At 62.6% G+C, this 25606-nt stretch carries 28 protein-coding genes and 1 pseudogene; 15 read left to right on the top strand and 14 right to left on the bottom strand.

Going from position 1 to position 25606, the window contains the following annotated elements; all coding sequences use genetic code 11:
* Positions 1-41: 41 nt before the first annotated feature.
* Entirely contained in the window at positions 42-722 is a 681-nt protein-coding gene (locus tag AC0CMF_RS00425) for an NADPH-dependent F420 reductase (protein ID WP_122520380.1), read from the bottom strand.
* A 104-nt stretch (positions 723-826) separates the two neighbouring features.
* Between AC0CMF_RS00425 and AC0CMF_RS00420 the strand changes: the two genes are divergently transcribed.
* From AC0CMF_RS00420 to speB, 6 genes are all read left to right on the top strand, one after another.
* Positions 827-1756 (top strand): LysR substrate-binding domain-containing protein, encoded by a 930-nt coding sequence (locus AC0CMF_RS00420; RefSeq protein ID WP_472480724.1) that lies wholly within the window; start codon positions 827-829, stop codon positions 1754-1756.
* A 167-nt stretch (positions 1757-1923) separates the two neighbouring features.
* Entirely contained in the window at positions 1924-2163 is a 240-nt protein-coding gene (purS, locus tag AC0CMF_RS00415; protein WP_019964623.1) for a phosphoribosylformylglycinamidine synthase subunit PurS, read from the top strand.
* Positions 2164-2183: 20 nt separating this feature from the next.
* Entirely contained in the window at positions 2184-2291 is a 108-nt protein-coding gene (locus AC0CMF_RS00410; RefSeq protein ID WP_197717507.1) for a phosphoribosylformylglycinamidine synthase-associated small membrane protein, read from the top strand.
* Positions 2292-2361: 70 nt separating this feature from the next.
* Positions 2362-3033, top strand: coding sequence for a phosphoribosylformylglycinamidine synthase subunit PurQ (gene purQ / locus AC0CMF_RS00405; RefSeq protein ID WP_058899472.1), 672 nt, complete (start codon positions 2362-2364; stop codon positions 3031-3033).
* A gap of 26 nt (positions 3034-3059) precedes the next feature.
* Complete coding sequence (locus AC0CMF_RS00400; RefSeq protein WP_374628949.1) at positions 3060-3308, top strand: DUF2164 domain-containing protein; 249 nt, start codon at positions 3060-3062, stop codon at positions 3306-3308.
* A 62-nt stretch (positions 3309-3370) separates the two neighbouring features.
* Positions 3371-4339 carry an agmatinase gene (gene speB / locus AC0CMF_RS00395; protein WP_374628950.1) on the top strand — a complete coding sequence of 323 codons (969 nt, stop codon included), beginning with the start codon at positions 3371-3373 and terminating at the stop codon, positions 4337-4339.
* Between the two features lie 25 nt (positions 4340-4364).
* On the opposite strand, the gene AC0CMF_RS00390 is transcribed toward speB, so the two are convergent.
* Positions 4365-4613, bottom strand: a complete 249-nt coding sequence (locus AC0CMF_RS00390) for a DUF1127 domain-containing protein (protein ID WP_374628951.1) — start codon at positions 4611-4613, stop codon at positions 4365-4367.
* Positions 4614-4714: 101 nt separating this feature from the next.
* Between AC0CMF_RS00390 and AC0CMF_RS00385 the strand changes: the two genes are divergently transcribed.
* From AC0CMF_RS00385 to AC0CMF_RS00360, 6 genes are all read left to right on the top strand, one after another.
* Positions 4715-6229: an aminotransferase-like domain-containing protein gene (locus AC0CMF_RS00385; RefSeq protein WP_374628952.1), complete on the top strand. Its 1515-nt coding sequence runs from the start codon at positions 4715-4717 to the stop codon at positions 6227-6229.
* Between the two features lie 172 nt (positions 6230-6401).
* Positions 6402-8600 carry a phosphoribosylformylglycinamidine synthase subunit PurL gene (gene purL / locus AC0CMF_RS00380; protein ID WP_374628953.1) on the top strand — a complete coding sequence of 733 codons (2199 nt, stop codon included), beginning with the start codon at positions 6402-6404 and terminating at the stop codon, positions 8598-8600.
* Positions 8601-8657: 57 nt separating this feature from the next.
* On the top strand, positions 8658-8891 hold the full coding sequence (locus AC0CMF_RS00375) for a BolA family protein (protein ID WP_374628954.1): 234 nt from the start codon (positions 8658-8660) through the stop codon (positions 8889-8891).
* Positions 8892-9022: 131 nt separating this feature from the next.
* Entirely contained in the window at positions 9023-9352 is a 330-nt protein-coding gene (gene grxD / locus AC0CMF_RS00370; RefSeq protein ID WP_019964614.1) for a Grx4 family monothiol glutaredoxin, read from the top strand.
* Between the two features lie 85 nt (positions 9353-9437).
* Entirely contained in the window at positions 9438-10325 is an 888-nt protein-coding gene (locus tag AC0CMF_RS00365; protein ID WP_374628955.1) for a PGN_0703 family putative restriction endonuclease, read from the top strand.
* Positions 10326-10554: 229 nt separating this feature from the next.
* Positions 10555-11085 (top strand): hypothetical protein, encoded by a 531-nt coding sequence (locus AC0CMF_RS00360; protein ID WP_374628957.1) that lies wholly within the window; start codon positions 10555-10557, stop codon positions 11083-11085.
* 39 nt (positions 11086-11124) lie between these two features.
* Here the strand turns inward: AC0CMF_RS00360 and ttcA are convergent, their stop codons facing one another.
* Positions 11125-12054, bottom strand: coding sequence for a tRNA 2-thiocytidine(32) synthetase TtcA (gene ttcA, locus AC0CMF_RS00355; protein WP_374629049.1), 930 nt, complete (start codon positions 12052-12054; stop codon positions 11125-11127).
* A 309-nt stretch (positions 12055-12363) separates the two neighbouring features.
* On the opposite strand from ttcA, the gene AC0CMF_RS00350 reads away from it, so the two are divergent.
* Positions 12364-13089: a proteasome-type protease gene (locus AC0CMF_RS00350; protein WP_050472643.1), complete on the top strand. Its 726-nt coding sequence runs from the start codon at positions 12364-12366 to the stop codon at positions 13087-13089.
* 30 nt (positions 13090-13119) lie between these two features.
* The gene (locus tag AC0CMF_RS00345) at positions 13120-13401 is read left to right on the top strand and encodes a hypothetical protein (protein ID WP_374628959.1); all 282 of its coding nucleotides are present in this window, start codon (positions 13120-13122) and stop codon (positions 13399-13401) included.
* Between the two features lie 136 nt (positions 13402-13537).
* On the opposite strand, the pseudogene AC0CMF_RS00340 reads toward AC0CMF_RS00345, so the two are convergent.
* The 9 genes and pseudogenes from AC0CMF_RS00340 to AC0CMF_RS00300 all read right to left on the bottom strand — a co-directional run.
* Positions 13538-13633, bottom strand: a pseudogene (locus AC0CMF_RS00340) (30S ribosomal protein S4); the annotation flags it as partial.
* A complete protein-coding gene (locus AC0CMF_RS00335) occupies positions 13630-14535 on the bottom strand; it encodes a TIM barrel protein (protein ID WP_374628960.1) in 906 nt (301 codons plus the stop codon). The gene AC0CMF_RS00335 and the pseudogene AC0CMF_RS00340, both read right to left, overlap by 4 nt.
* Positions 14532-15674 carry a sn-glycerol-3-phosphate import ATP-binding protein UgpC gene (locus AC0CMF_RS00330; protein ID WP_186391973.1) on the bottom strand — a complete coding sequence of 381 codons (1143 nt, stop codon included), beginning with the start codon at positions 15672-15674 and terminating at the stop codon, positions 14532-14534. Before AC0CMF_RS00330 ends, AC0CMF_RS00335 begins: the two co-directional genes overlap by 4 nt.
* A gap of 40 nt (positions 15675-15714) precedes the next feature.
* Entirely contained in the window at positions 15715-16599 is an 885-nt protein-coding gene (locus AC0CMF_RS00325; RefSeq protein ID WP_058899457.1) for an ABC transporter permease subunit, read from the bottom strand.
* 7 nt (positions 16600-16606) lie between these two features.
* Positions 16607-17497 carry a carbohydrate ABC transporter permease gene (locus AC0CMF_RS00320; RefSeq protein ID WP_050472639.1) on the bottom strand — a complete coding sequence of 297 codons (891 nt, stop codon included), beginning with the start codon at positions 17495-17497 and terminating at the stop codon, positions 16607-16609.
* A gap of 90 nt (positions 17498-17587) precedes the next feature.
* Positions 17588-18931 carry an extracellular solute-binding protein gene (locus tag AC0CMF_RS00315; RefSeq protein WP_374628962.1) on the bottom strand — a complete coding sequence of 448 codons (1344 nt, stop codon included), beginning with the start codon at positions 18929-18931 and terminating at the stop codon, positions 17588-17590.
* A gap of 603 nt (positions 18932-19534) precedes the next feature.
* Entirely contained in the window at positions 19535-20152 is a 618-nt protein-coding gene (gene rpsD / locus AC0CMF_RS00310) for a 30S ribosomal protein S4 (protein WP_019964611.1), read from the bottom strand.
* 239 nt (positions 20153-20391) lie between these two features.
* On the bottom strand, positions 20392-21180 hold the full coding sequence (gene murI / locus AC0CMF_RS00305; RefSeq protein ID WP_094461976.1) for a glutamate racemase: 789 nt from the start codon (positions 21178-21180) through the stop codon (positions 20392-20394).
* Positions 21177-22037, bottom strand: coding sequence for an RNA methyltransferase (locus AC0CMF_RS00300; protein WP_050472636.1), 861 nt, complete (start codon positions 22035-22037; stop codon positions 21177-21179). Before AC0CMF_RS00300 ends, murI begins: the two co-directional genes overlap by 4 nt.
* Before the next feature lie 215 nt (positions 22038-22252).
* Between AC0CMF_RS00300 and pobA the strand changes: the two genes are divergently transcribed.
* Positions 22253-23422 carry a 4-hydroxybenzoate 3-monooxygenase gene (gene pobA / locus AC0CMF_RS00295; protein ID WP_472480716.1) on the top strand — a complete coding sequence of 390 codons (1170 nt, stop codon included), beginning with the start codon at positions 22253-22255 and terminating at the stop codon, positions 23420-23422.
* Here the strand turns inward: pobA and AC0CMF_RS00290 are convergent.
* Both AC0CMF_RS00290 and puuE read right to left on the bottom strand, forming a co-directional pair.
* Complete coding sequence (locus AC0CMF_RS00290; RefSeq protein WP_374628964.1) at positions 23416-24336, bottom strand: helix-turn-helix domain-containing protein; 921 nt, start codon at positions 24334-24336, stop codon at positions 23416-23418. The two genes, pobA and AC0CMF_RS00290, sit on opposite strands and share 7 nt — an antisense overlap.
* Positions 24337-24658: 322 nt before the next feature.
* A complete protein-coding gene (puuE, locus tag AC0CMF_RS00285) occupies positions 24659-25570 on the bottom strand; it encodes an allantoinase PuuE (protein WP_050472633.1) in 912 nt (303 codons plus the stop codon).
* Between the last annotated feature and the right edge of the window lie 36 nt (positions 25571-25606).

Raw genomic sequence — 25606 nt, 5'->3', positions numbered from 1 at the left:
CGTCCGGCAGCTGCCAGACGGGGCCTTTTGTGTTAGTAAGCCTACGGCAAGACCTCCATACCCTGTTTGCGCCAGGCCCCCTCCTCCACAAACGCATCCCGCGTGGTTGCCGCGAGCATGCGTTCCAGCTCTGCCCTGTTCAGCCACATGCAGTATGCCGGCCGGGCACGCTCAAAACGCCAGCCTTCACTCAACGGCCCGGCATCCGCCACATCGAAACCGAACTCTTCATAAAGACGGGCGACAAGAGCCTTCGCATCCGCATCATCCCCGGCAATCGGAAGCGCGCGCCGGTCAGTTGCGCCGGATGGCCTTCCATCCTTCGAAAGATCAGCCATGACGATGGCATTGAACGCCTTGACCACACGCGATTGCCGCAAATGCGCCGCCAGCAATTCGCTCGTTGTCGTTTGCTGCCGGTCCAGCTCTTCAATCGTGCCATCCCGCTCCGGGTAGTAGTTGTTCGTGTCGATCACGATCTTGCCTGCGAGCGGCAGGACAGGGATTGACCTGTAGGCCTTCAGCGGCACGGCAACAACGGCAAGATCACCGAATACGGCCGCTTCTTCCGCCGTTCCGGCAGCGCAGCCGAGCGCACCGCGCACGCTGAACAGCGTGTCTGGTCCACGGGAGTTGCTGATCATCACCTCATGGCCATTGGCGGCGGCAAGCTTCGCAATGGCCTGACCAACAAAGCCTGCACCGATAATTCCTATTCTCATGACTCACTCCCTTTTCAGGTGTTGCAGCCATGATCTAAATTAACAACCAATCAGGAATAAATTTCACATACGACTCAACACTAACAACATCAGGTAGGCAATTGATGGACAGGCTCACCAGCATGGCTGTCTTCGTGAAGGCTGCGGATCTTGGCTCCTTTGCCAAGGCAGCGGCTGCACTGAACCTGTCGCCGCAAATGGTCGCCAAGCATGTGCTCTCCCTCGAAGACCGGCTCGGCATGACCTTGCTCAACCGGACGACACGGCGGCAAAGCCTGACCGATATCGGCCGGGCCTATTACGACCGCTGCAAACTTGTGCTGGCCGAAGCAGAGGCGGCGGACGGTCTTGCCAATGAAATGCGCAAGACCCCGCGCGGCATCCTGCGGATCGGCGCGGGCAAGACATTCGGAGCTTTCGCACTGGCTCCGTTCCTCAAGACCTGGCTGTCGGAGCATCCGGACGTGGAGGCCGACCTGGTACTCGAGGACCGCTACACCGACCCGATGGACGAAGGACTGGATGTGATCATCCGCATTGGAGAGCTGGCGGACACGAATCTGATTGCTCATCCGCTGGCATCCTACCGCCTGATCACTTGCGCTTCACCGGCCTATCTTGCCGAGCACGGCACGCCCGTTCATCCCTCAGACCTCGAAAGCCATCAATGTCTGGGCTTTGCCAGCTGGTCACGCACCTTCGGCTGCGAGTGGACATTTGCAAAGGATGGCAGAACTCAGACAATCAATGTGCAGGGGCGGCTGCGCAGCAACGACTGGGCGGCGCTGCTGAATGCTGCTGTTGCAGGAATGGGGATTACACTCGGCCCGGAACGTGTCCTGTCGGCGGAACTGACGTCAGGACGGCTTGTCCGGGTGCTGCCGGATTATGATGGCCCGGCCAAACCGGTGCATCTTCTTTATCCGGCATCCCGCCGTCCGGCGGCAGCCTTGCGGGCCTTCATCGAGGCTGCCGTGAGAGAATTCGGCGATCCCCGATCAAGACGGCAAAAACCATTGCGCACCGGCACCTGATCCACCGGAACAGGGAGGAAACGGTGCTGCCCAAGTGCAGCGCATCAATATGTCCTTAAGTTTGTGCCTATGGGGCGAAGCCCCTTCCGTCACGGGGCTGGTTGGTGTAAGCAGCGCGGCAGAAAAGGGCCGCATTGGCCATGGCGATTAACGGAAAGACGAGAGCGATGAAGGCACGTGTCACCGTCACCCTGAAGAACGGCGTTCTGGACCCCCAGGGCAAGGCCATCGAAGGGGCGCTCGGCGCTCTCGGTTTTGACGGCATCAATGGCGTGCGCCAGGGCAAGGTCTTCGACGTGGAGCTGAGCGACCGCGACGCGGCCAAGGCCCGCGAGGAACTGACCGCCATGTGCGAGAAGCTGCTCGCCAACACCGTCATCGAGAACTACGCCATCGAAATCCTCTGAGGCAGACTGAGGCTGCGGCCATGGATCCGGATGCACAAAAGGCGATCCGCTTTCTCCTGATCAAGGCCGCCATCTTCATCCTGCTGCCGGCAGGGCTCAGCCTTCTGGCTGTGCTCCTGCTGCTCTAGAGTTTGCAAGGGCCGCCGAGGCCCATCCGATCCGCCGCAGTCCGCCAGGACGACACACGGGAAGCCTGCCATGAAGTCCGCCGTCATCCTCTGCCCCGGCCTCAACCGTGACCGTGACATGCTCTACGCACTGGAGCAGATCACCGGCCAGAAGCCTGCCACGGTCTGGCACACGGACACGGACATTCCGGATGTGGACCTGATCGTCATCCCCGGCGGTTTCTCCTATGGCGATTATCTGCGCGCCGGTGCCATTGCCGCCCGCTCGCCGGTGCTGCAGGAGGTGATCGCCCGTGCCGCCAGGGGCGTGCATGTGCTGGGCGTGTGCAACGGCTTCCAGATCCTCACCGAAGCAGGCCTGCTGCCGGGCGCGCTGATGCGCAATGCCGGGCTGAAGTTCATCTGCAAGGAAATCGAGCTGGAAACGGTCAACGCGAAGACGGCCTTCTCCAACGCTTTCCGGCAGGGTGAAGTCTGGCGCTGCCCGATCGCCCATCACGACGGCAACTACTTCGCCGATGCCGAAACGCTGAAGGCCATCGAGGACAACGGTCAGGTGGTGTTCCGCTACGCCAACGGCTGCAACCCGAACGGCTCGATCAACGATATCGCCGGTGTGATGAACAAGGCCGGCAACGTGCTCGGCATGATGCCGCATCCGGAGAACCTGATCGAAGACCTGCAGGGCGGCACCGATGGCCGCAAGATCTTCGAAAGCCTGCTCGGCCAGCTGGTGGCCTGAAACGGGCAAGGCGAGGGATGATCTCCATGAAGAAGCTGGAACTCCCCCGTGACCTGCAGACCCGGATTGCCAGCCGTGTTTCGGATTTCTGCCGGGACGAGCTGGATGTGGACATGGGCAACATGGACGCGCTGCGGCTGCTGGACTTTCTGGCACAGGAGGCCGGCAGCGCCTTCTACACCCTCGGTGTCCGCGATGCTGCTGCGCAGGCGGCAAAGCGCTTCGAAGACCTCTCCGACGATCTGGCAGGCCTCGAGCGTCAGGACTGGCGCTGAAACCCTCTTGTCCTTCCCTGCCCGCACCGGGCATGCTGGGAAAAACGGGCAAGGGGCACAGCATGGACGACACATTCTTTCAGCCGGTATCCGGGTTCGAGCTGCCGCGTTTTGCCGGCATTCCCACCTTCATGCGCCTGCCGCATGTGAACATTGCCTCACCGGAGGCTGAGCGCGTTGATATCGGCCTGATCGGCGTGCCCTGGGATGGCGGCACCACCAACCGGGCGGGAGCCCGCCACGGGCCGCGCCAGCTGCGCGATCTCTCCACCATGATCCGGCAAGTGCATCCGCATACAAGGGTCAATCCCTTCGGGCTCGCCAATTGTGCCGATATGGGCGATGCACCGGTCAATCCGGCCGACGTGCAGGACGCATTGGCGCGGATTACCGGTTTCTACGACCAGATCGTCGATCTCGGCATCACGCCGCTCACCGCAGGCGGTGACCATCTTGTCTCGCTGCCGGTGCTCCGGGCGCTGGCCCGCAGCGGCCCGCTGGGCATGATCCATTTCGATGCCCATACCGATCTCTTCGACAGCTATTTCGGCGGCTTCCGCTACACCCACGGCACGCCCTTCCGCCGCGCCATCGAGGAGGAGCTGCTGGATCCGGAGCGCGTCGTGCAGATCGGCATTCGCGGCACGATGTATGACGGCGAGGACATCGAATGGGGCGAGGCGCAGGGCGTGCGCATCATCATGATCGAGGAACTGATGGAGCGCGGGATCGATCACGTGATGGCTGAGGCCCGCGAACGGGTGGGGAGAACACCGGCCTATGTCAGCTTCGATATCGACGTGATCGATCCCGCCTTTGCCCCCGGCACCGGCACACCGGAAATCGGGGGCATAACCTCGTTTCAGGCGCAGCGGCTGATCCGCCGTCTGGCGGGCGTCAATGTGGTGGGCGCGGATCTGGTTGAGGTTTCACCTCCCTTCGATCCGTCCGGCGGCACCGCGTGGCTCGGCGCCTCGCTGATGTTCGAGCTGCTGTGCATCCTCGCAAACTCACGAGCGCAACAGGATTGACCGCCAGCACCGCACGAAACAGGCATCAGTCGCGCGGCCGCTCCCGGTAGACCCAGAAAGGCCGCGCAGCCTCCTGCGCCGCCTGCTCCCGGGTGATACCGATATCGGCCAACTCGTCATCCGTCAGTTCAGACAATTGCGCCCGTGTCCGGCCAACAGTCAGCCACATGGCCAGCGTCGCGATCACGGCTTTGAGCAGACCGGAAAAGCGGCGTGCCGGACGCGCTTCACGCAAGACAATTTCTGGCTCTTCGCACTGATGAACGTGGGACATGTCACTCTCCAAGCAGTACAATTGATACAATCTCGTTTCATTGATCCCGTAACGCTGTATGAATTGACTCACTTCCCGGTGCAAGCTATAGAATTGTCACCATGACAAATTGGCTCCCTGATCTCACCTCGGGCAAAGGCCCGCTCTATGTGCGGCTCGCCCAGCGCATTGCCGATGACATTGTCTCCGGCGCCCTGCCTGCAGGGGCAAAGCTGCCGCCGCAGCGGGACCTCGCCTATGATCTCGGCGTCACCGTTGGCACCGTGGGCCGCGCCTATGGCATCGTGCGCGAGCGCGGGCTGGTCAGTGGCGAGGTGGGCCGCGGCACCTATGTGCTCGCTGGCGGCGCAGCACCGCAAGCCGCCGGCCCGGTGAGCGGGGCAGCCTCCCCACCTCTGTCTTACGCCCTTGAAGAAAAGCCGGTTGTCACGCCTGTCAGCACCCCCGCCTGGACCCATCTGGCGATGGCCAATCCGGATCCGGGCTTTGGCGGCACCCGTCACGCCGTCGCCCCAACCGGTGCCTTGCGGCTGGACAGCACCTCCGCGCCGGAAGTCGGGCAGGCACAGACGATTGAGCGGGTCATATCCGGAATAGCCCGCGAAATGCCGCATGAGATCGCCAGCTACACCCGGCTGGTGCCGGACAGCTGGCGGCTGGCCGGCCAGCAGTGGCTTGCCCGCTGCGGCTGGACGCCCGCATCGGAAACGATTGTTCCCACCACGGGCGCACGCGGCGGACTGATGGCCATCATCAGCGCCACCACGATGCCGGGCGACCGGGTGGTCTTTGAGGAACTGACCTACAGTTCCATCGCAAGAGGCGTCACCCTGACCGGCCGCCAGCCGGTGGCCGTGGCGCGCGATGACGAAGGCCCAATTCCGGAGGATCTGGCCCGCCTTTGCGCCCAGCAGCACCCGCGCGCCATCTTCCTGATGCCGACCGTACACAATCCGACGCTGGGCCAGATGGGCAAGACACGCCAGGCAGAGATCATCGCCATCGCCCGCGAGCACAATCTCTGGATCATCGAGGATGAGGTCTACGGCTCCCTGCATGCAGGCGGTATCACGCCCTTTGCAGAGCTTGCTCCGGAGCGGACCTTCCATGTGGGCTCGCTGTCCAAGTCCGTCTCGGCAGGCATTCGCGGCGGCTGGATCGCCTCTCCGCCCAGTCACGCACAGCGGCTGTTCACGGCTCACAACATGCTGACGGGAGGCCTGTGCTTCCTGATGGCGGAACTCGCCGCCCGGCTCGTGCTTTCCGGCACTGCGGATGACTTGCGGCAGCGTATCTTGCAGGAATTGGCCGCCCGGCACGAGATCACGCAGGGCCTTCTTGCCGGACAGACCTTCAATGCCTCCCCGCAGACGCCCTTCATCTGGCTGAAGCTGCCGGAGCCCTGGATGTCCGGAACCTTCAAGACCGCCGCCGCCGCGCAAGGGGTGCTCGTGGATGACGAGGACGAGTTCAAGACCGGCCGCAGCGCCCGCGTCCATCACCGGGTCCGGCTCGGCACCAGCAACACCCACACGCGGGAAGAGCTGATCAAGGGTCTTGGCGTCATCCGCGATCTTCTGCGCAATGCCAGTACCGGTTACGACAGTTACGAGTGAAGCTGCCGCAGGCTTCAGGAGCGCAGACAGAGGCAGATGACGCCAGCAAAAACGCTGACCGCAAAATAGCCCCAGGAAACCGCGCAACAGTCTCCCATTCCTGCCGATGATCTGTTAAACCGGCCCCGAACATCATCCCCGGCACGACCCTGCCAGACGACTGCGGACGCCCATGATCCCCAACGACATCAAAATCACGCCAGATCTCGTCGCGGCCCACGGCCTGAAGCCCGACGAATACCAGCGCATTCTGGATCTGATCGGCCGCGAGCCGACCTTCACCGAACTCGGCATCTTCTCGGCCATGTGGAACGAGCACTGTTCCTACAAGTCCTCGAAGAAGTGGCTGAAGACCCTGCCCGTCACCGGCGAGCGCGTGGTGCAGGGCCCGGGCGAGAATGCCGGTGTCGTGGACATTGGCGATGACGACGTGATCGTCTTCAAGATGGAAAGCCACAACCACCCGTCCTACATCGAGCCCTATCAGGGTGCAGCGACGGGCGTGGGCGGCATCCTGCGTGACGTCTTCACCATGGGCGCGCGCCCGGTGGCGGCCATGAATGCCCTGCGCTTCGGCGCCCCGGACCATCCGCGCACCCGCCACCTCGTCTCCGGCGTCGTTGCCGGTGTCGGCGGCTATGGCAATTCCTTCGGCGTGCCGACGGTGGGCGGCGAGGTGGAATTCCACCCGCGCTACAACGGCAATTGCCTCGTCAACGCCTTTGCCGCAGGCCTTGCCAAGAAGGACGGCATCTTCCTGTCCAAGGCCGAAGGCGTCGGCCTGCCGGTCGTCTATCTGGGTGCCAAGACCGGCCGCGATGGCGTGGGCGGTGCGACCATGGCCTCGGCCGAGTTCGACGACACCATCGAGGAAAAGCGCCCGACCGTGCAGGTGGGTGACCCCTTCACCGAAAAGTGCCTGCTGGAAGCCTGCCTTGAGCTGATGGCCACCGGGGCCGTCATCGCCATTCAGGACATGGGCGCGGCCGGCCTCACCTGTTCCGCCGTCGAGATGGGCGCCAAGGGCGACCTCGGCATCGAGCTGGACCTCGACAAGGTGCCGGTGCGCGAAGAGCGCATGACCGCCTATGAAATGATGCTGTCGGAAAGCCAGGAGCGCATGCTCATGGTGCTGCGCCCCGAGAAGGAGCAGGAAGCCGCCGCCATCTTCCGCAAGTGGGGTCTGGACTTCGCCATCGTCGGCATGACCACGGACACGCTGCGCTTCATCGTCAAGCACCAAGGCGAGGTCGTGGCCGACCTGCCGATCAAGGAGCTGGGCGACGAGGCCCCCGAATATGACCGCCCGTGGGTGGAGCCGGTGAAGCGTGCCGTGCTGGATGCAGCCAGCATTCCCGCCCCTGCCGATTACGCCGCTGCCCTGCTGCAGTTGGTGGGCGGCGCCAATGGCTCGTCCCGCCGCTGGGTTTACGAGCAGTATGACACGCTGATCCAGGGCAACAGCGCAGCCCGTCCGGGCGGCGATGCCGGTGTCATCCGCGTCAATGCCGCAGGCAAGGGCCTTGCCTTCTCCGCCGACGTGACGCCGCGCTACTGCGAGGCCGATCCCTTCGAGGGCGGCAAGCAGGCCGTCGCCGAAGTCTGGCGCAACCTGACCGCCACCGGCGCCGAGCCGCTGGCGGTGACCGACAACCTGAATTTCGGCAATCCGGAAAAGCCGGAAATCATGGGCCAGTTCGTCTTCTGCATCAAAGGCATCGGCGAGGCCTGCCGCGCGCTGGACTTCCCCATCGTCTCGGGTAACGTCTCGCTCTACAACGAGACCCATGGTCAGGCGATCCTGCCCACCCCGGCCATTGCCGGTGTCGGCCTGCTGCCGGATGTGAATGTGCGCGCCTCTTCCGCCTTTGCGCAGGACGGTGACGTGATCTTCCTCATCGGCGGCACCGGCACGCATCTGGGCGCCTCGCAGTATCTCTACGAGGTGCTGGGCCGCGAGGAAGGCGCACCGCCGCCGGTGGATCTGGCAGCCGAGCGCCGCAACGGCGATCTGGTGCGCGGCTGGATCCGCGAGACCCGCGTTTCCGCCGTGCATGACATCTCCTCCGGCGGCCTTGCCGTGGCTCTCGCTGAAATGGCCATGTCCGGCAAGCGGGGCGCAAAGGTGAAGGTGGATGGCCCGGCCCATGCCGCCCTCTTCGGCGAGGATCAGGCCCGCTACGTGGTCACCGTCAAGGCCGATGAGGCGGACGCAATCGAGGAAGACGCGCTGGACGCAGGCGTTGCCGTGGAGCGCCTCGGTGTGGTGGGCGGCAGTGAATTGACTGTCGAGGGCATCCTCACCATATCCGTTGCAAAGATCAAGGAAGCACACGAGAATTGGTTCCCCAGCTTCATGGCGGCCGGCTGACGGCTGCCAGGAACCGCGACACGCGGATGGAACTTCAGAGGGAAGAGGACTGACCACATGCCGATGGACGCAAACGAGATCATCACCCTGATCAAGGCCGCCCTGCCCGACGCAACCGTCGAGGTGCGCGATCTGGCGGGCGACGGCGACCACTACGCCGCCAACGTGGTCTCGGAATCCTTCCGCGGCAAGAGCCGCGTCCAGCAGCATCAGATGGTCTATCAGGCGCTGAAGGGCAACATGGGCGGCACGCTGCACGCCCTTGCCCTGCAGACCAGCGTCCCCGATTGAGGAATGGACTGAGACTGAACCGGCGCGGGCCAGCCGGTGCCGCAAGGCGCAGGCCCGCAGCTGATTTGTAAAACGCACAGGCCGGCCCAAGCCCGGCCCATCAGGGACAAGGCTCCCGGAAGGACATGGCAATGAGCATCCAGGACTGGATCAAGAACGAAGTCGAGACGAACGATGTCGTGCTGTTCATGAAGGGCACGCCGAACTTCCCGCAGTGCGGCTTCTCCGGCCAGGTCGTTCAGATCCTCGACTACATCGGCGTGCCCTACAAGGGCATCAACGTGCTGGAAGACGCTGACCTGCGCCAGGGCATCAAGGACTTCACCAACTGGCCGACGATCCCGCAGCTCTACGTCAAGGGCGAATTCCTCGGCGGCTGCGACATCGTGCGCGAGATGTTCCAGAACCAGGAACTCCAGGCCGTCTTCACCGAAAAAGGCATCCCCACGACAGCCGCCTGATGCCGTTGAAGTGAGCGTTTGAAAAAGGCCGGAGCGTCAACCGCTCCGGCCTTTTTGTTTTTTGGTGCCTGCTTCGATCTACCGTATGGCTGCAGATTTTCGCAGCAAAAATCCCGGCTATACTGCCCCCATGGATGAGCATGGCAATTCAAGTCACCACATACGGAGCCGCGCCTTAGCCGCTTTGCGGGAAGCCTTCTTGCGCCAGCGGCCAGGCGTTCAATTGGACGGCAGGGGCTATGCAACTAATGCCAGTGACACGGTTTTACCGTTGGTATCTCCCGGCGATTTCGAGGCCGATCTCAGCGCAGGTGATGGCCGCGAGCTTCAGACAAAATTCAAGGCCGTGCACTCCTCGTCCGGCTTGTGTGTGAACTGCTTCTCCCCCTTCCGCCGCAGCATCTCCAGCCTGTCCCTGCCAGCAGGTGCCCCCTTCGGCAGGCTCCAGTTCGAGCGGAAATGCCCCACCGGCCTGCGAGGCGGACGGGCACCCAATCTAGATGTTCTTCTTGATGGCCTGGAAAGTGTGGTGGGCATCGAATCCAAACTGACCGAACATCTTGGCAAGCACCGTGCAGGTTTCTCACCTGCCTACGCTGAGCAGATCCGGGATACACGGCGGCAGAACGGATATTTCCAGGAAATGCAACGCCTCCAGGAAGAGCCTGATCATTACCTCTGGCTTGACGCTGCCCAGTTGATCAAACATGCCTTTGGTCTGGAACATACATACAGCGGCAGACCCGTAACACTCCTCTACCTGTTCTGGGAACCTGCCAACCCCGCCACCAGCCCGGTCTTTGCAGCCCACCGCGCTGAAACCGCAAGATTTGCAGAACGGGTTCAAGGATCGAGCCCAGGCTTTGCGGCAATGAGTTACCCGGAGCTCTGGACCTTCTGGCGCCAGACAGCTCCGTTATGGCTGTCAGAGCATCTAGCCTCGCTGGAGGCCCGGTACCTGGTCCAGATCTAGAAGCTCAAGCCGGTGCCAGCACATAAAGATCCCGTAATCCGCTCCCTGTGAGGGGCCCCAAGCAGAAGATGCATAAGTACACACGCTTATTCTTGCGTGCTGTTCTCCCCCGCACCTCCCCATGAACCGCAGATGAACGGCGGGTTCCGGTGCGGTACAGGCGGGTTTTGGCAGTCTTCGGGACATGAGGCGGGCGAAGGGCCGGCCGGAGTGGAGCGGGGATGGCACCATGGGGATGAAAGCGCTGAGACTGGCAGCACGGCAGGCACGGAGACAGATCCGCAGGATCGCCCGTACACTCACAAGGGCACTGAAAACAGCACTGGCCAGGACACAGGCCAGGACGCAGGCTAGAACGCAGGCCCTGCCGCAGGCGGGTAAGGCAGCAAGGCGCGGCAAGGCGGTTCAGGCGCTGCGTGCGGCGGCCGTGGTGCTGCCGCTGACGTTTGCGGCCACTCTGGCGGCCGTGGTGCTGATGGGCAGCGGTTCCCGGCAGAAGGATGTGGAACTGGCCCGCATTGATTGCGCCCGGCTGGTCATCTTTGCCCCCGCAGGCAGGATCGATGCGCAGCAGGCCTGCAAGGCCCATGGCGGGCTGGCCGTGCAAGCCGCAGAGCAGCCGGATGCCGGGCTCACCATCCTCATCCGCAACCAGCCTGCCGGCGGCTTTGAAGGGCGCGATGCTGTGCCCGGCCCGGACAGGAGCGAGTTTTCGGGCGCAGGTCAGGCCCGTGCAGAGCTGTCAGCTTTCCGGGCCTGAGGCAAACTGCCGGGCCGCACGTCTTGCCGGGAACTGCGACTACTCAGCCGCGAAGAGATTGCGCGTCATGGCAAGGCCTGCGCCGCAGGGCTCTTCCGCGTCACGCGCTTCACCGCCGTTGTTCTCGCCGGGGCGCAGGGAGGCAAAGTCGAAGAGGTTGCGGTCGAGGAGATGCGAGGGACGCGTGTGGGCCAGCGCCCGCGCCATGACGCCGAGGCGGCCCGGAGAGGCGCGCTCCCAGTCCATCAGCATGCGCTTCACGTCCTCGCGCTGCAACCCATCCTGCGAGCCGCAGAGATTGCAGGGAATGATCGGGAACTGCATGCCGGCGGCGAACCTTGCCACATCGCTTTCGGCGCAATAGGCAAGCGGGCGCAGCACCATCAGGTCGCCCTCGTCATTGACCAGCTTCGGCGGCATGGAGGCAAGCCGCCCGCCGTGGAAGAGGTTCATGAAGAAGGTTTCCAGAATGTCCTCGCGGTGGTGGCCCAGCACGATGGCTTCGCAGCCCTGCTCCCGCGCGATGCGGTAGAGGATGCCGCGGCGCAGGCGCGAGCACAGCGAGCAATAGGTCTTGTGCGCCGGGATCTTCGCCGTGACGATGGAGAACGTATCCTCGCGCACGATGATGTTCTCGATGCCGTTCTTTTCAAAGAAGGCGGGCAGGATCTCCGGCGGAAAGCCCGGCTGGGCCTGATCGAGATTGCAGGCCAGAAGATCCACCGGCAGCAGCCCGCGCCACTTCAGGTCCATCAGCACCGCCAGCAGCGTGTAGCTGTCCTTGCCGCCGGACAGGCAGACCAGCCACTTCGGCCGTTTCACCGCGGCATCCGCAGGCACCATGCCGTAATCGTCAATGGCCTGACGCACCTCACGCAGGAGGCGCTTGCGCAGCTTCTTGAACTCCACCGTCGAAGGCGCGTTGCGCAGCATCACCGGGCAGCCGCTGTCATCCTCCGGCAGGTCCATCAGGGCTGCGGATGCGGCAGCATCGGCGGAGAGGCCCGCCTCGGGGCCGCTGGTCAGGTCGGTGGCACTCATCGTAATGGTCCGGATTGCGAAAACTGGGCGAAAACTCGCGGGCCCTTGCGCATGCGGACTGCCGCCGCGCGCCCGGCCCTTTCCCTTAGACGTCAGAATGGCTGCTTGTAAAGGCCCGCAAGGCCACGGGGCGGGGAAACCCTGCCGGGGCAGCGTTGGGGGAGGCAGCATTTGGGCATGGGGCGCAAATGGGTTAGACAGGGAAAATGACAATCACTCGCGCGAGTCGGCCCCCGCATGACCTATTGCCTCGGCATCCTGCTTCGCACCGGCCTGATCCTTGCGTCAGACTCCCGCACCAATGCAGGCGTCGACCAGATCGCCACCGTCTCCAAGATGTCCACCTTCGAGACACCGGGTGAGCGCATCATCACCGTGCTGTCGGCAGGCAATCTCGCCACCACGCAGGCCGTGATCTCGCAGCTGAAGCAGAGCTATGGCAGCGGCGACTTCCACCGGGACATGACCCAGTCGCTGACCCTGTTCGATGCGGCCCAGAAGGTGGGTGACACCCTGCGCGAGGTGCTGAACCGGGATGCCTCCTTCGTGAAGCCCTATGGCGATCCGGCCGCCTCCTTCCTTGTCGGCGGCCAGATCCGCGACGAGGAGCCGCGCCTGTTCCAGGTCTATTCCGCCGGCAACTTCATGGAAGCCTCCGAGCGCACGCCCTTCCTGCAGATCGGCGAGACCAAATACGGCAAGCCGATCCTCGACCGGCTGCTGACGCTGGAAACGGACCCGGCAGAGGCCGCGAAGCTGGCCCTGCTCTCCTTCGATGCCACCATCCGCTCCAACCTGTCGGTCGGCCCGCCGATCGACCTGATGGTCTATGGCAAGGACAGCCTGACGGCAGAGCACCTGCACACCTTTGACGAGGACGACGCCTATCTCCTCACCCTGCGCCAGGGCTATTCCCAGGGCCTGCGCGACCTCGTGCGCGGATTGCCCGTACCGGAGGTGTGAGAAACAAAAATAGCAAATAAAGAGGGTAATATGACTGAAGTTATCATTGAAATTCAAAACATTATACCAGCAACCGGCTGGTTTTTTGGAGACCGCCACCTCCTCACGAACCCGCTTTCCGAGTATGAGCCCGTTGTCATCTTCGTCCAAGCACTAGTTTTCGACGCCAACTACCCCAAACTGGGAACCGAAAAGAAAGTAATACCCCTTGGAGCAGAAAATTATTCGGATATAAATTCACTTATTGGACTAAACTACTCAGAGTTTGAAAAAGAAATTTTCTATATTACTCAATATGAGAACAATTTATAAGATCTATAATAATATTTTTGATTTTAAAACATACAAGAGAACTAGGAACCTTCTTTATAGTCAGAAGCTGATGCCTCCAAAAAACACAAAAAGGCCACCCCGGAGGGCGGCCTTTTCTCCAGCGGGGCTGGAAACCTTAGCGCGAATAGAATTCGACGATGAGGTTCGGTTCCATCTGCACCGGGTACGGCACTTCCGAGAAGAACGGCACGCGGGTGAAGGTGACGGTCAGCGCCTCACAACCATCTGCGCCAGCTCCTGGGCGCGCGTGAGGCAGGCGGGCTGCTGGTCGCGGAAGCGCTCAGCGCCGATCTCCATGATCAGCGCCGTATCCGGCAGGAAGCTCAGCTCTGAAAAGATGTCATCCCAGGGAATATCCCCCCAGCCGATCGGCAGGTGCAGGTCGCCAATGCCAAGGGCTGTGGCTTCGGCAGGGTGGAAGAACTTTTCCATCGTATAGGGCCGCCCAAAACTGTCATGAACGTGCAGGTGGCCGGTGACCGGTGCCATGGCGCGCAGTTCATCGCGGAAATCGAGGCCCTTGAAGGTGGATTCGATATAGGCATGGCTGAAGTCGATGAGGGCGACGACATTGTCATGACCGATGGCTCTGACCGTCTCAGCCACCTGGCTCGGCGTCTGGCGGTACTGGCCGCTTTCGGTGGTAAAGATGTTTTCAAGCGCGATGCGCACGCCGTAACCTTTGGCCACATCGGCCATTTCGGACAGGGCCTCGCGTTCCATCTGGTCAAGATCGGCGCCATTCTCGCCAGCGCCAAGCTGGGCGGCGCCTGAATGATGAACGAGAATACCGGCGCCCAGGCGGTTGCACATCTCCAGCATGGCCCGCACCACCTGCTTCTGCAGGACCAGATGCTCGCGGTCCATGAAATTGGAGCTGATCTGACCGTGCAGCGACAGTTTCTTGAACGGGTACTGGCCAGCGATGCTGGCAACGCGCTGCAAGCGATCCTCGATGATGCGGCCGCCCGAGACGATTTCCTCGCCATAGATGCCGATCTCGCAGGCGTCAGCGCCGGTGTCTGCGATCTCCCGCAGCGATGCGTCAAGCGTGGTGAGGTCGCCCTTGCCTGTACGGTTGCAGAAACCGACGGCGGAAATGATCTGGGTCATGCAAGAACTCCGGTATGGTGGGTCATGGTTGCGCTGCTGCGGACAGCGGCGATATCTGTGGCCGGGAGGGAATATTCGATGCGGCGGCCGGTCTCGCTGTCGAAAAAGTGGAGATGTTCGGGCGGAAGCGACAAGGCGATGGTGTCACCGGCGGAGACGTCTGCGTCTTCGCCAACAGCTGCGGCAAAGGTCTCGCCGGCGATCTCGCAATGCAGGACACGGCCCACACCAAGCTCCTCAATAAAATCGATGCGCGCCGGAAGGCCTTGCCTCCCCTTGACGAGGCGGCAATGTTCCGGGCGAATGCCGATGGTGACGTCACGGCCGCCAAGCGCGCGGGCGGCCAGCGGGCCGATAGGAACCGGTTCGCCGTCGAGCCGCGCGATTGCAGTATCCGCCTCGATACGCGCCGAGAACAGGTTCATCGCGGGGGATCCGATGAACGATGCAACGAAGGTACTCGCCGGGCGGTGGTAGATGTCGAGCGGCCGGCCGGCCTGCTCAACGTGGCCGCGGTTCATCACCACGAGCTGGTCGGCCAGCGTCATCGCCTCCACCTGATCATGGGTAACAAACACCGATGTGGCCGCAAGCCTCTGGTGCAGCTTGCGGATTTCGGCGCGCATGGTGACGCGCAGCTTGGCGTCGAGGTTCGACAGCGGTTCGTCGAACAGAAAAACCTTCGGCTCGCGGATGATGGCGCGGCCCATTGCCACACGCTGGCGCTGGCCACCGGAAAGCGCGGCCGGCCGGCGGTCGAGAAAATCCTGAAGGCCAACGATTTTTGCGGTCTCGGCGATCCGCCTTTCACGTTCCGCCTTTGGCACGCCTGCCACCTTCAGCGCATAGCCGATGTTCCCAGCAACCGACATGTGCGGATAAAGCGCGTAGTTCTGGAACACCATCGCACAACCGCGCTCACGCGGTTCCAGCCGGTTGACGACGCGTCCGCCGATTGCAATCTCGCCGGAGGTAATGTCTTCAAGGCCTGCGATCATGCGCAGAAGCGTGGACTTGCCGCAGCCGGACGGGCCCAGGATGACCACAAATTCACCCGAGGAGAAGAACAGATCGATCCCGTGCAGCGTCGGGGTCTTGCCGTAAGTCTTGCGCACCGCGCGGATCTGGATATCAGCCATGATTGTATCCTCGTATCTTCGGAACGACGGCTCGCGGCGGTCACTTTTCGGTGGAGACCAGGCCACGCACGAACCAGCGCTGCAGAACGGCAACGACAAGCACCGGCGGCGCCATGATGATCAGCGAGCCTGCAAGCGTGACGTTCCAGTCCGGAATGCCGTTGTCGGAAGGCAGAAGCGCCCGCAGCGACACCATCACCGTCTTGTAGGAGGGATCCGTCGTCATCAGGATGGGCCAGAGATACTGGTTCCAGCCATAGACGAACATGATGGTGGTGAGTGCCAGCATGTTGGTGCGCGACAGCGGCAGCAGCATGTCGAAGAAGAAGCGCACGGGGCCTGAGCCATCCATGCGGGCGGCTTCGGCCAGCTCGTCCGGCAGGGTCATAAAGAACTGCCGGTAAAGGAAGGTTCCGGTGGCCGTTGCAATCAGCGGCAGTGTCAGGCCGGCATAGGAGTTCAGAAGGTTCCACTCGATTGCGATGTCAATGCCGGAAAGCCCGAGGAAGAACTTCACCGGCTGGAACAGATCGGCCGCCACCGCATAGGTCGGCACCACGCGGACTTCGAGCGGCAGCATAAGCGTGATGAACACGCTCCAGAAAAAGACATGCTTCAGCGGCGTGCGGAAGAACACGATGGCAAATGCGGTGCAGGCCGAGAGCGCCACCTTACCGGCCGTCACCAATGCGGCCATGATCAGGCTGTTTGTCATTGCCGTGCCAAGGTTCGCCCGCGTCCAGGCTGCACTGACATTGGCGAGGAACTCCCCCTGCGGCACGAAGCTGAACGGGACAGCATTTACCTGCGGCATGGTCTGACTGGCGCCAGCTAGCACCACGATGAAAGGTCCAAGCAGGACGAGGAAGCCGGCAGCCATGATGGTGTAGGTCAAGGCGTCGGCATAAGGGGTGCGCTGGATCATGGCAGCCTCACTTGTAATGCACCCGCTTCTCGATGAAGCGGAACTGGATGAAGGTGAAGACCATGATCAAGCCGATCAGGATGATGCTTTGCGCCGACGCGCCGGAATAATTGAGCCCCTGGAAGGCCTCGTCGACGATACGGTAGACCATCACCTCGGTGCCGCGGTTCGGGCCTCCACCGGTGACGGAATGCACGATGCCGAAGGTATCTGCCCCGACAAACCCCTCGGTCATCATGGTCACGAGCAGGAAGAACAGTGTGGGCGCCAGAAGCGGCACCTGCACGTCGATGGCGCGGCGAAAGGGGCCGGCGCCATCCATGGCGGCGGCTTCGCCGAGCGCCCGCGGCACCGATTGCAGGCCGGCGAGCAGGAAGATGAACGTATAGCCCGACCACTTCCAGATGAAGATGATGATGACCAGTGCCAGTGCATGGCTGCCGTATTTCGCCGGGTTCCAGAGATCGGGCGACAGCGCGTTGATCGACGCAGCAAGTCCCCGCTCGGGCGACAGGATGAAGCGGAAGGCCATGCCGGCAGCCGGTCCTGCAATGGCGAAAGGCAGGATGTAGAAGAAGCGGAAGAAGCCGGAGCCGGGCAGCTGCCGGTCCACCGCCAGCGCCAGCGTAAGGCCGATCAGAATGCAGAAGAACGGACCAACCGTTGCAAAGATCAGGCTGACGATCACCGAATTCCAGTAGAAGGGATCGGCCAGCACCTCTCTGAAATTGGCAAAGCCGACAAATTCGGCCACCCCGCCAAACGGTGGCTCAAGCGTGAAGGCCCAGTTCACGACGGCTGTTACCGGCCAGTAGAAGAACAGAAGGATCAGAATGAGTTGTGGCAGTGCAAACAGCACGGGCAACCACCAGCTCTTGAAAACGGCGCGTTTTTCCATGAGTTGACCAATGGCACGGGGATCAGCAGGAGACTGAGCCTGCCGGCAGTTGCGGCAGGCTCAGTCGATGGTGTCAGTCAACAGACGGGATCAGTTCAGCTTCTGACCGGCATAGGTCTTTTCGAAGCGGCGCAGGACGGCGTTGCTGCGCTCGGCAGCCTGGTCCAGTTCCTTCTGAATGCCGGCGTTCTGCATGAAGACCGCTTCCAGCGCGGTCGACACTTCCTTGCGGATCTGCGTGAAGCCCCCCAGCCGGATGCCACGCGTGTTTTCCGAGGTGGGCGTGTAGGTCAGGCTGGCAATGGCCAGTTCGCGGCCCTTGTAAGGCGCCTTGTCGTAGAAGCCGTTGGCCTTCATGGCATCAAAGCCGGTCTTGGTAACCGGGATGTAGCCGGTGACCGTGGACCACCATTGCGCCATTTCCGGCGTGGCGATGAAGTTGAGGAAGGCAGCCGCACCCTTGTATTCCGCCTCCGGACGGCCGGCCATGACCCACAGCGAAGCGCCGCCCACGAGCGAGTTCTGGCGCTCGGTGCCGGCCCAGACGGGCAGCATGACCACATCCCATTTGACGCCTTCCGGCAGGGTCTTCCCGACGGTGCCATGATCGGCAATCGAGGTCTGGATCATCTGGCAGGTCTGCGAGGTGAAGGCGGGCACGATATCCATGCCGAGCTGCTTGGTCTTGACGACGAACAGCTGCTCGTCCTGCATCTTCTTGAAGAACTTCACATGGTCAACGAACTTCGTCTTGTTGAATACGACTTCGGCGTCGAGCCCCTGATAGCCATTGGCCTTGGTGGCAATCGGCTGATTGTGGATGGCGGAAAACTGCTCCAGCATCGGCCATGTGTCGAAGTTGAAGCCGAGCGGGCAGTCAAAGCCTGCGGCCTTCAGCTTGCGGGCAGCTTCTTCCACCTGTTCCCAGGTGTCCGGCGTGAAGGTGATGCCCGCCTTTTCAAAGGCGCTGGCATTGTAGTAGAGCATCGCCGTGGATGAGTTGAACGGGAAGGACTGCAATTCGCCGGAAGCGGTTGCATAATAGTTGGCGATGCCGCCGAAATAATTGCCCCAGTCGATCGTGTAGCCATTATCGGCCATCAATTGCTTCGCCGGAAGGAAAGCACCGGACAGCATCAGGTCGAGTGTGCCGGCGTCGTAGATCTGGGTGATGGCGGGCTGTTTCTTGGCGCGGTAAGCGGCAATGGTGTTTTGCAGCGTGGTGTCATAGCCGTTCTGCGAGGTGCAGACGATCTCGTAATCAGCCTGCGTTTCGTTGAACATGCGGCACGCATCCTGCACGCGTTCGCCCAGATCGCCGGAAAGCCCGTACCAGAACTCAAACTTGGTCTTTTCTGCAAGAGCCGGTGCAGGGGCCAGTGCCGAAGCAGCCAACAACCCGGTAAAGATGGTCTTCAGAACGGAAATTTTCATAGCACGCACCTCGCTTTCGGAAAGACTTCCAGCCCACCCCTCCGGAAATCCATGACTTCCTAGCGAGAATTTGTGAACCATCGCGTTCAATTACGTGAATAATCAATGAATTTAAGATTACATAGATGGTGAAAAGAAATATCCATCAAAAAAAATCATGAAAATATGTAGAGATGTCTATTCAATTACTCAAAACCAAAAATATATCGAAATTTTTATCTGATTGACAACCGAACACCCGCATGGAGCGTGTTTGAGAAAGCAGACTGCGCCGGGACTGCATCCCCTCCCCATCCCTGACGAGACAGCGGCAACGGCCGGGCTATGCGGGGATACGCCCCGGATCGGGTCACCAGATAGCGCGCCGAAGCCTTTGACCAGACCGGACCGCTTGATGAGCCCGGCACCCGCCTGAGCGGTCACCATTTTTCGGCCTCGCCTTGAACTCCGGCTCCAGATGGCTGCCACGGCCCAGGATGCTGGCAGCAAGAACGGGGCGCAGCCCCTCGGGGAACGCCTGCCTCCGGCAGCGCATACATCCGCCCCCAGAATGCAAAAAGGCCGCCCCGGAGGGCGGCCTTTTCTCCAGCAGGGCTGGAAACCTTAGCGCGAATAGAATTCGACGATGAGGTTCGGTTCCATCTGCACCGGGTACGGCACTTCCGAGAAGGACGGCACGCGGGTGAAGGTGACGGTCATCTTGCTGTGGTCAGCGGCCAGGTATTCCGGCACGTCACGCTCGCTCGACTGGGAAGCCTCGAGAACCAGAGCGAGCTGCTTGGAGCGGTCGCGGACCTCGATGACGTCGCCCGGGCGGCAACGGTAGCTGGCGATGGTGACGCGCTTGCCGTTGACCTTGACGTGGCCGTGGTTGACGAACTGACGGGCAGCGAACACGGTCGGGACGAACTTGGCGCGGTAGACGATGGCGTCCAGGCGGCGCTCCAGCAGGCCGATCAGGTTCTCGGAGCTGTCGCCCTTCATGCGCGAAGCTTCGGTGTAAACCTTCTGGAACTGCTTTTCGGAGATGTTGCCGTAGTAGCCCTTGAGCTTCTGCTTGGCGCGCAGCTGCACGCCGAAGTCGGAGAGCTTGCCCTTGCGGCGCTGGCCGTGCTGGCCGGGGCCATATTCACGCTTGTTGACCGGGCTCTTGGAGCGGCCCCAGATGTTCTCGCCCATGCGGCGATCAATCTTGTACTTTACGCTGTGGCGCTTCGACATCGCTGTTTCCTTGTGTCGGTTGGCTCATTTTATAAGGAAACGCGCCCTCCTTTACCCCGTTCGCAAGGAACAGGATCGACAGGGGTCCAGCTGAACGGCGCCGGCCGGAAAACCCCACGGGTGCGTGGACCGGCGAGGCAAAGCCCCGCACGGATCGCGGGTGCATAGACGAGGCAGGGGCGAATGTCAAATGCAGGCAGGCATCTCAGCCGTTTTTGCGCGCAATCCTGCGGTTTTTCCTAAACCAGCAAGGAGAGGCCAAAGCCCTGCATCAGGCGGCGGGTGGCAAAATCCGGCGAGTCTGACGTGAAAACCACGCGGTCAGGCCGGGAATCGGCGCGCAGCACGTCCATCACCGGCACGATGCGCCGCGCCTGCCGGGCGATGGCCTCCGCCGGATCGATCCAGTCCACCGGCCAGGGGGCAAGGCGGCGGAAGACATTGGCAAGGAAGGGGTAATGAGTGCAGGCCAGCACGACGATATCCGTGCGCGCGCCTTGCCTTTCATAGAAGCACTCGCGGATCTCGGCCGTCAGCGCCTCGTCATCAACGCCCTCGCCCCGGATATAGGCCTCCGCCATGCTGGCGAGACTGACCGAGCCGACCAGCCGCACATGGCACTGGCTGGCAAAGGACTGGATGAGATCGCGCGTGTAGGCACGCTTCACCGTGCCGGGGGTTGCCAGCACGGAAACAAGACCCGACCGGGTGCGTTCCGCCGCCGGCTTGATGGCCGGCACCGTGCCAACGAATTTCATGTGCGGGAAGGCGGCGCGCAGGTCCGCCCCGGCAAGGGTGAAGGCCGTGTTGCAGGCCACCACCGCCACTTCCGGGTCAAACCGGTGCAGGAGATCGCGGAACAGGGAGATGAGCCGCGCCTTCAGCGCCTCCTCCTCCCAGCCGCCATAGGGAAAGCCTGCATCGTCGGCCACATAGACAAAGCTGCGCTCGGGCATCAGCACCCGTGCCTCGCGCAGCACCGTAAGCCCGCCTATGCCTGAGTCAAAGACGAGCACCGGTTTTGTCATTCGTGGTCATCCTCTCGCGCAGCCTCTTCGCCCGCGCCGTCCTCACTGACACGGCGGGCGCCATCCGGCTGATCCTTGCGCGGCCGTGTGGGCCGGCCTTCCAGTGCCGCGATGATGCCGCGAAGCGTCTTCACTTCGTGGTCGGTCAGCGTGGCCTTCTGGAAGATATTGCGGATATTGCGGACAATGTGTGGCCGCCGCTCGACGGGACGGAAAAAGGACACCCGGTCCAGCGCCCCTTCCAGATGCTCGAACAGGCGCAGGATATCATCCTTGGCCGCAGGCGGGTTGGCATCCACATCAAGCCCGAAGGGCAGAGCACCGGCGGTGGCCGTCTTGCGCCATTCATAGGCGCAGACCAGCACCGCCTGGGCGATGTTGAGCGAGGCGAAGTTGGGATCAACCGGCAGGGTCAGGATTTCGTCCGCCAGCGCCACTTCCTCATTGTTGAGGCCCCAGCGCTCGCGCCCGAAGAGATAGCCCGTGGCCATGCCCTTGGCGCCCAGCGGCACCACGGTGGCAGCTGCCTCGTCCGGCCCGCGCACGGGCTTGGCGACTTCGCGCGAGCGGGCGGTGGTGGCGTAAACAAAGGTGAGATCGGCAATCGCCGCCTCCACGCTGTCGAACACCTGCACCTTGTCGATCACGTGGTCGGCACGGGAGGCGGCCGCGCGGGCCTTCTCGCTCGGCCAGCCGTCACGCGGGTTGACGATGCGCAGGTCGGTGAGGCCGAAGTTGGCCATGGCACGGGCGGCCGTGCCGATGTTCTCGCCAAGCTGCGGTTCGCACAGGATGACGGCCGGCGGGCGCACGTCCACGCTCAGGGCTTCATCGCGGATATTTGCGTTTCTGGTCATGGGCCGGGGATTTAGCGGAAAGCGGCGGCAAATTCCAGCGCCAGCAGCAGCGATGCGTCCCCTTGCGGCCAAATTGTCCAACTGATTGCGGCGGATCGTCCATTCAAGCGGGAGGGCGGCGCAGCCATCATGGTCCCAAGAGGACGGGCAAGGCCGTTTCCCTCACCGGGGAAGCGCGGGAGATCCCGTCCGCATGAGGAATGAGGAGGAATTCCATGCGCACCCAGGTCGTCATCATTGGCGCGGGCCCATCCGGCCTGCTGCTGTCCCAGCTTCTGCATCTGTCCGGCATCGATTGCCTCGTGCTGGAGCGCAAGAGCCCGGACTACGTGCTCTCGCGCATCCGAGCCGGGGTGCTGGAACAGGGCATGGTCCACATGCTGGAAAAGGCAGGCGTGGCGGAGCGCATGCACAAGGAAGGCCTGCCGCATGACGGCTTCACCTTGTCGGTCGGCGAAACGCGCCTGCGCATGGACCTCAAAGGCCTGACCGGCACACCGGTGATGGTCTATGGCCAGACGGAAGTGACCCGCGATCTGATGGAGGCCCATTCGGCCCGGGGCGCGCAGGTGATCTATGACGCCGAAGACGTGACGCCGCTCGACTTCGATACGGATCATCCCCGCGTCACCTGGAAGAAGGACGGGGTGACACACGAGATCGCCTGCGACTTCATCTGCGGCTGCGACGGCTATCATGGCGTCGCCCGGGCGAGTGTTCCGGAAAAAGCCATCACCACATATGAAAAGATCTATCCCTTTGGCTGGCTTGGCATTCTCTCGCATGTGCCGCCCTGCGACCATGAGCTGATCTATTCAAATCACCCGCGCGGCTTCGCCCTCGCCTCCATGCGCTCGCACACGCTCAGCCGCTACTACGTGCAGGTGCCGCTGGACGCGCCGCTGGAAGAATGGCCGGACGAGCGCATCTGGGACGAGCTGAAGCTGCGCCTTGGCGAGGAAGCCGCCGCCAACATGAAAACCGGCCCTTCCATCGAGAAGAGCATCGCACCGCTGCGCAGCTTTGTCGCCGAGCCGCTGCGCTTCGGCCGGCTGTTCCTGGCCGGTGACGCAGGACACATCGTGCCGCCGACCGGCGCCAAGGGGCTGAACCTTGCCGCTTCGGACATCCACTACCTGTCGTCCGGCCTTATCGAATATTACGGCGAGAAGTCCAGCGCAGGGATCGACGCCTATTCGGCCAAGGCGCTGGCACGCATCTGGAAGGCGGAACGCTTCTCCTGGTGGATGACCACCCTGCTGCACCAGTTCCCGGAACTCGGCACCTTCAACGCCCGCATCCAGCAGGCCGACATAGACTATCTGGCCAGCTCCAAAGCCGCCCAGACCAGCCTTGCCGAAAACTACGTGGGGCTGCCTTACTGAGGCGGATCCTGCCGGGCAGCCTCGGAAAGGGTGCTGTCCGGCGCGCCGCCGCCCGTGTGGCGGGCGCGGAAGTCGGCGGGGGCTTCGCCGGTTTCCTTGCGGAAAACGCGGGAGAAATAGGCAGGATCCTCGAAACCGAGATCATAGGCCACCTGCGAGACGGAAAGCCCCGAGAAGGCCAGCAGGCGCTTGGCTTCCAGAATGAGCCGGTCGCGCACGTTCTGCGCCACGGTGCGGCCCGTAAACAGGCGGCAATAGCGGTTGAGCCGCTGCACCGTCAGGCCCATTTCAGCCGCATAGACCTCCGCCCCCTGCCCGCTGCGGAACATGTCTTCCACCAGTTGCCGGAAACGGAACAGCGAGAAGCCGGGCGTCCGGTCGGCAGAGCCTGCCACCTCTCCGGGAAAGACAATCAGCAGGCTGAGCGCCACCAGCGGCCGGAAGAACGCCCGCCGCCGCGCGCCCTCGTCAAACTCCCGCGCCATCTCGCCGAAATAGAACGATAGCTGTGCCTCATGCCCTTGCGGATGCAGCAAGGTGTTGCCGGCCGAGGTCAGCGCCGCCCGCTCCGCATCGCTGCGGCTCTCCCCGCCTGCCACCAGATAGTCGGGTGTGAAGGAAACCACATAGCCTTCCGTTTCCGGTGAAAAGCTCCAGCCATGCAGCACGCCCGGCGGGGTGAAGGCAATGCCGCCCGCCCGGATCTCCCGCTCCCCGTCCGCCTCGATCAGCCGCCCGCCGCCCTTCGAGATATGGAGGATCTGCGCCAGATGCTGATGGGCATGCAGCTCCAGCTGCCAGCCCAGCGCCAGCGACCGCGCCCGGATCGTTTCAATGTGAAAGAAATCAAATTCGGAAGCCCCTTCCGTCTCACCATAGAGGTGATAACGCGGCAGGGATGCAGCGGCGCTCATGGGGCGAGGCCTAACTGGAAACACAGCAACAGCCGCTTTTCACGGCAGGCCTCTCCGCCCCCCTCCCCCTCGTGGGGAGGGGTGAGGGGTGGGGGGCACAGCTCCGGCATCCTTTGAAAGCTTTCCTGGACGGGCACAGAGAGATGGGACGAGGGCCACTTTGAAGCTTGAGCCGCTTCAGCGTTCGGCTGGCTCAGAGCCCCCCACCCCTTACCCCTCCCCACGAGGGGGAGGGGAGCTGAAGCGCCGCACCATGCGAACGAGCCTGCGCTCTGCCATCCGAACAACCCGTTCCCCATCACATCCCCTCCCCGGCTGCCATTCAGCCTGCCGCGTGGTGGGCGTGCCAGTGCCAGGCGATGTCGATGCGCCGGGCGAGCCAAACCTTTTCATGTGATGCGACATAATCGAGGAAGCGCGCCAGAGCCGCAGCCCGGCCAGGGCGGCCCACGAGACGGCAGTGCAGGCCGATGTTCATCATCTTCGGGCTGCCCGCCTCGCCTTCGGCGTAGAGAGTATCGAAACTGTCCTTCAGATAGGCAAAGAACTGATCGCCGGAGTTGAAGCCCTGAGGCGTCGCAAAGCGCATGTCGTTGGCGTCCAGCGTATAGGGGATCACCAGATGCGGGCCGGAGGGGCCTTCCACCCAATAGGGCAGATCATCGGCGTAACTGTCGCTGTCATAGAGGAAGCCCCCCTCCTCCATCACCAGCTTGCGGGTGTTCATGGAGCAGCGGCCGGTGTACCAGCCGAGCGGGCGCGAGCCTGTGACTTCTTCATGCAGGCGGATGGCCTCCTGCATGTGCGCCCGCTCTTCCTCTTCAGCCATGTTGGCATATTCGATCCACTTGAGCCCGTGGGAGGCGATTTCCCAGTCGGCCTCCTTCATGGCCGCAACCACATCCGGATTGCGAGCGAGCGCGGTGGCAACACCATAAACGGTGACAGGGATGTTGCGGCTGGTGAACATGCGCCACAGGCGCCAGAAGCCGGCGCGCGAGCCGTATTCGTAGATGGATTCCATGTTCCAGTGGCGCTGGCCGGGCCACGCCTGCGCCCCGACGATTTCCGACAGGAAGGCTTCGGAGGCGGCATCCCCGTGCAGGATGTTGTTCTCCCCGCCCTCCTCGTAATTGATCACGAACTGAACAGCCACATTGGCCTCGCCGGGCCATTGCGGATCGGGGATCTGGCGGCCATAGCCAACGAGATCACGCGGGTAGGATGCGTCCATGCGCCTTCAAATCCTTTTGCAAATCAACTCGCAAAC

The organism is Pannonibacter sp. CBAS1226 (assembly GCF_055685825.1).
Note: the sequence above shows the minus strand (reverse complement) of the source record. Positions and strands in the feature narration are given on the sequence as shown.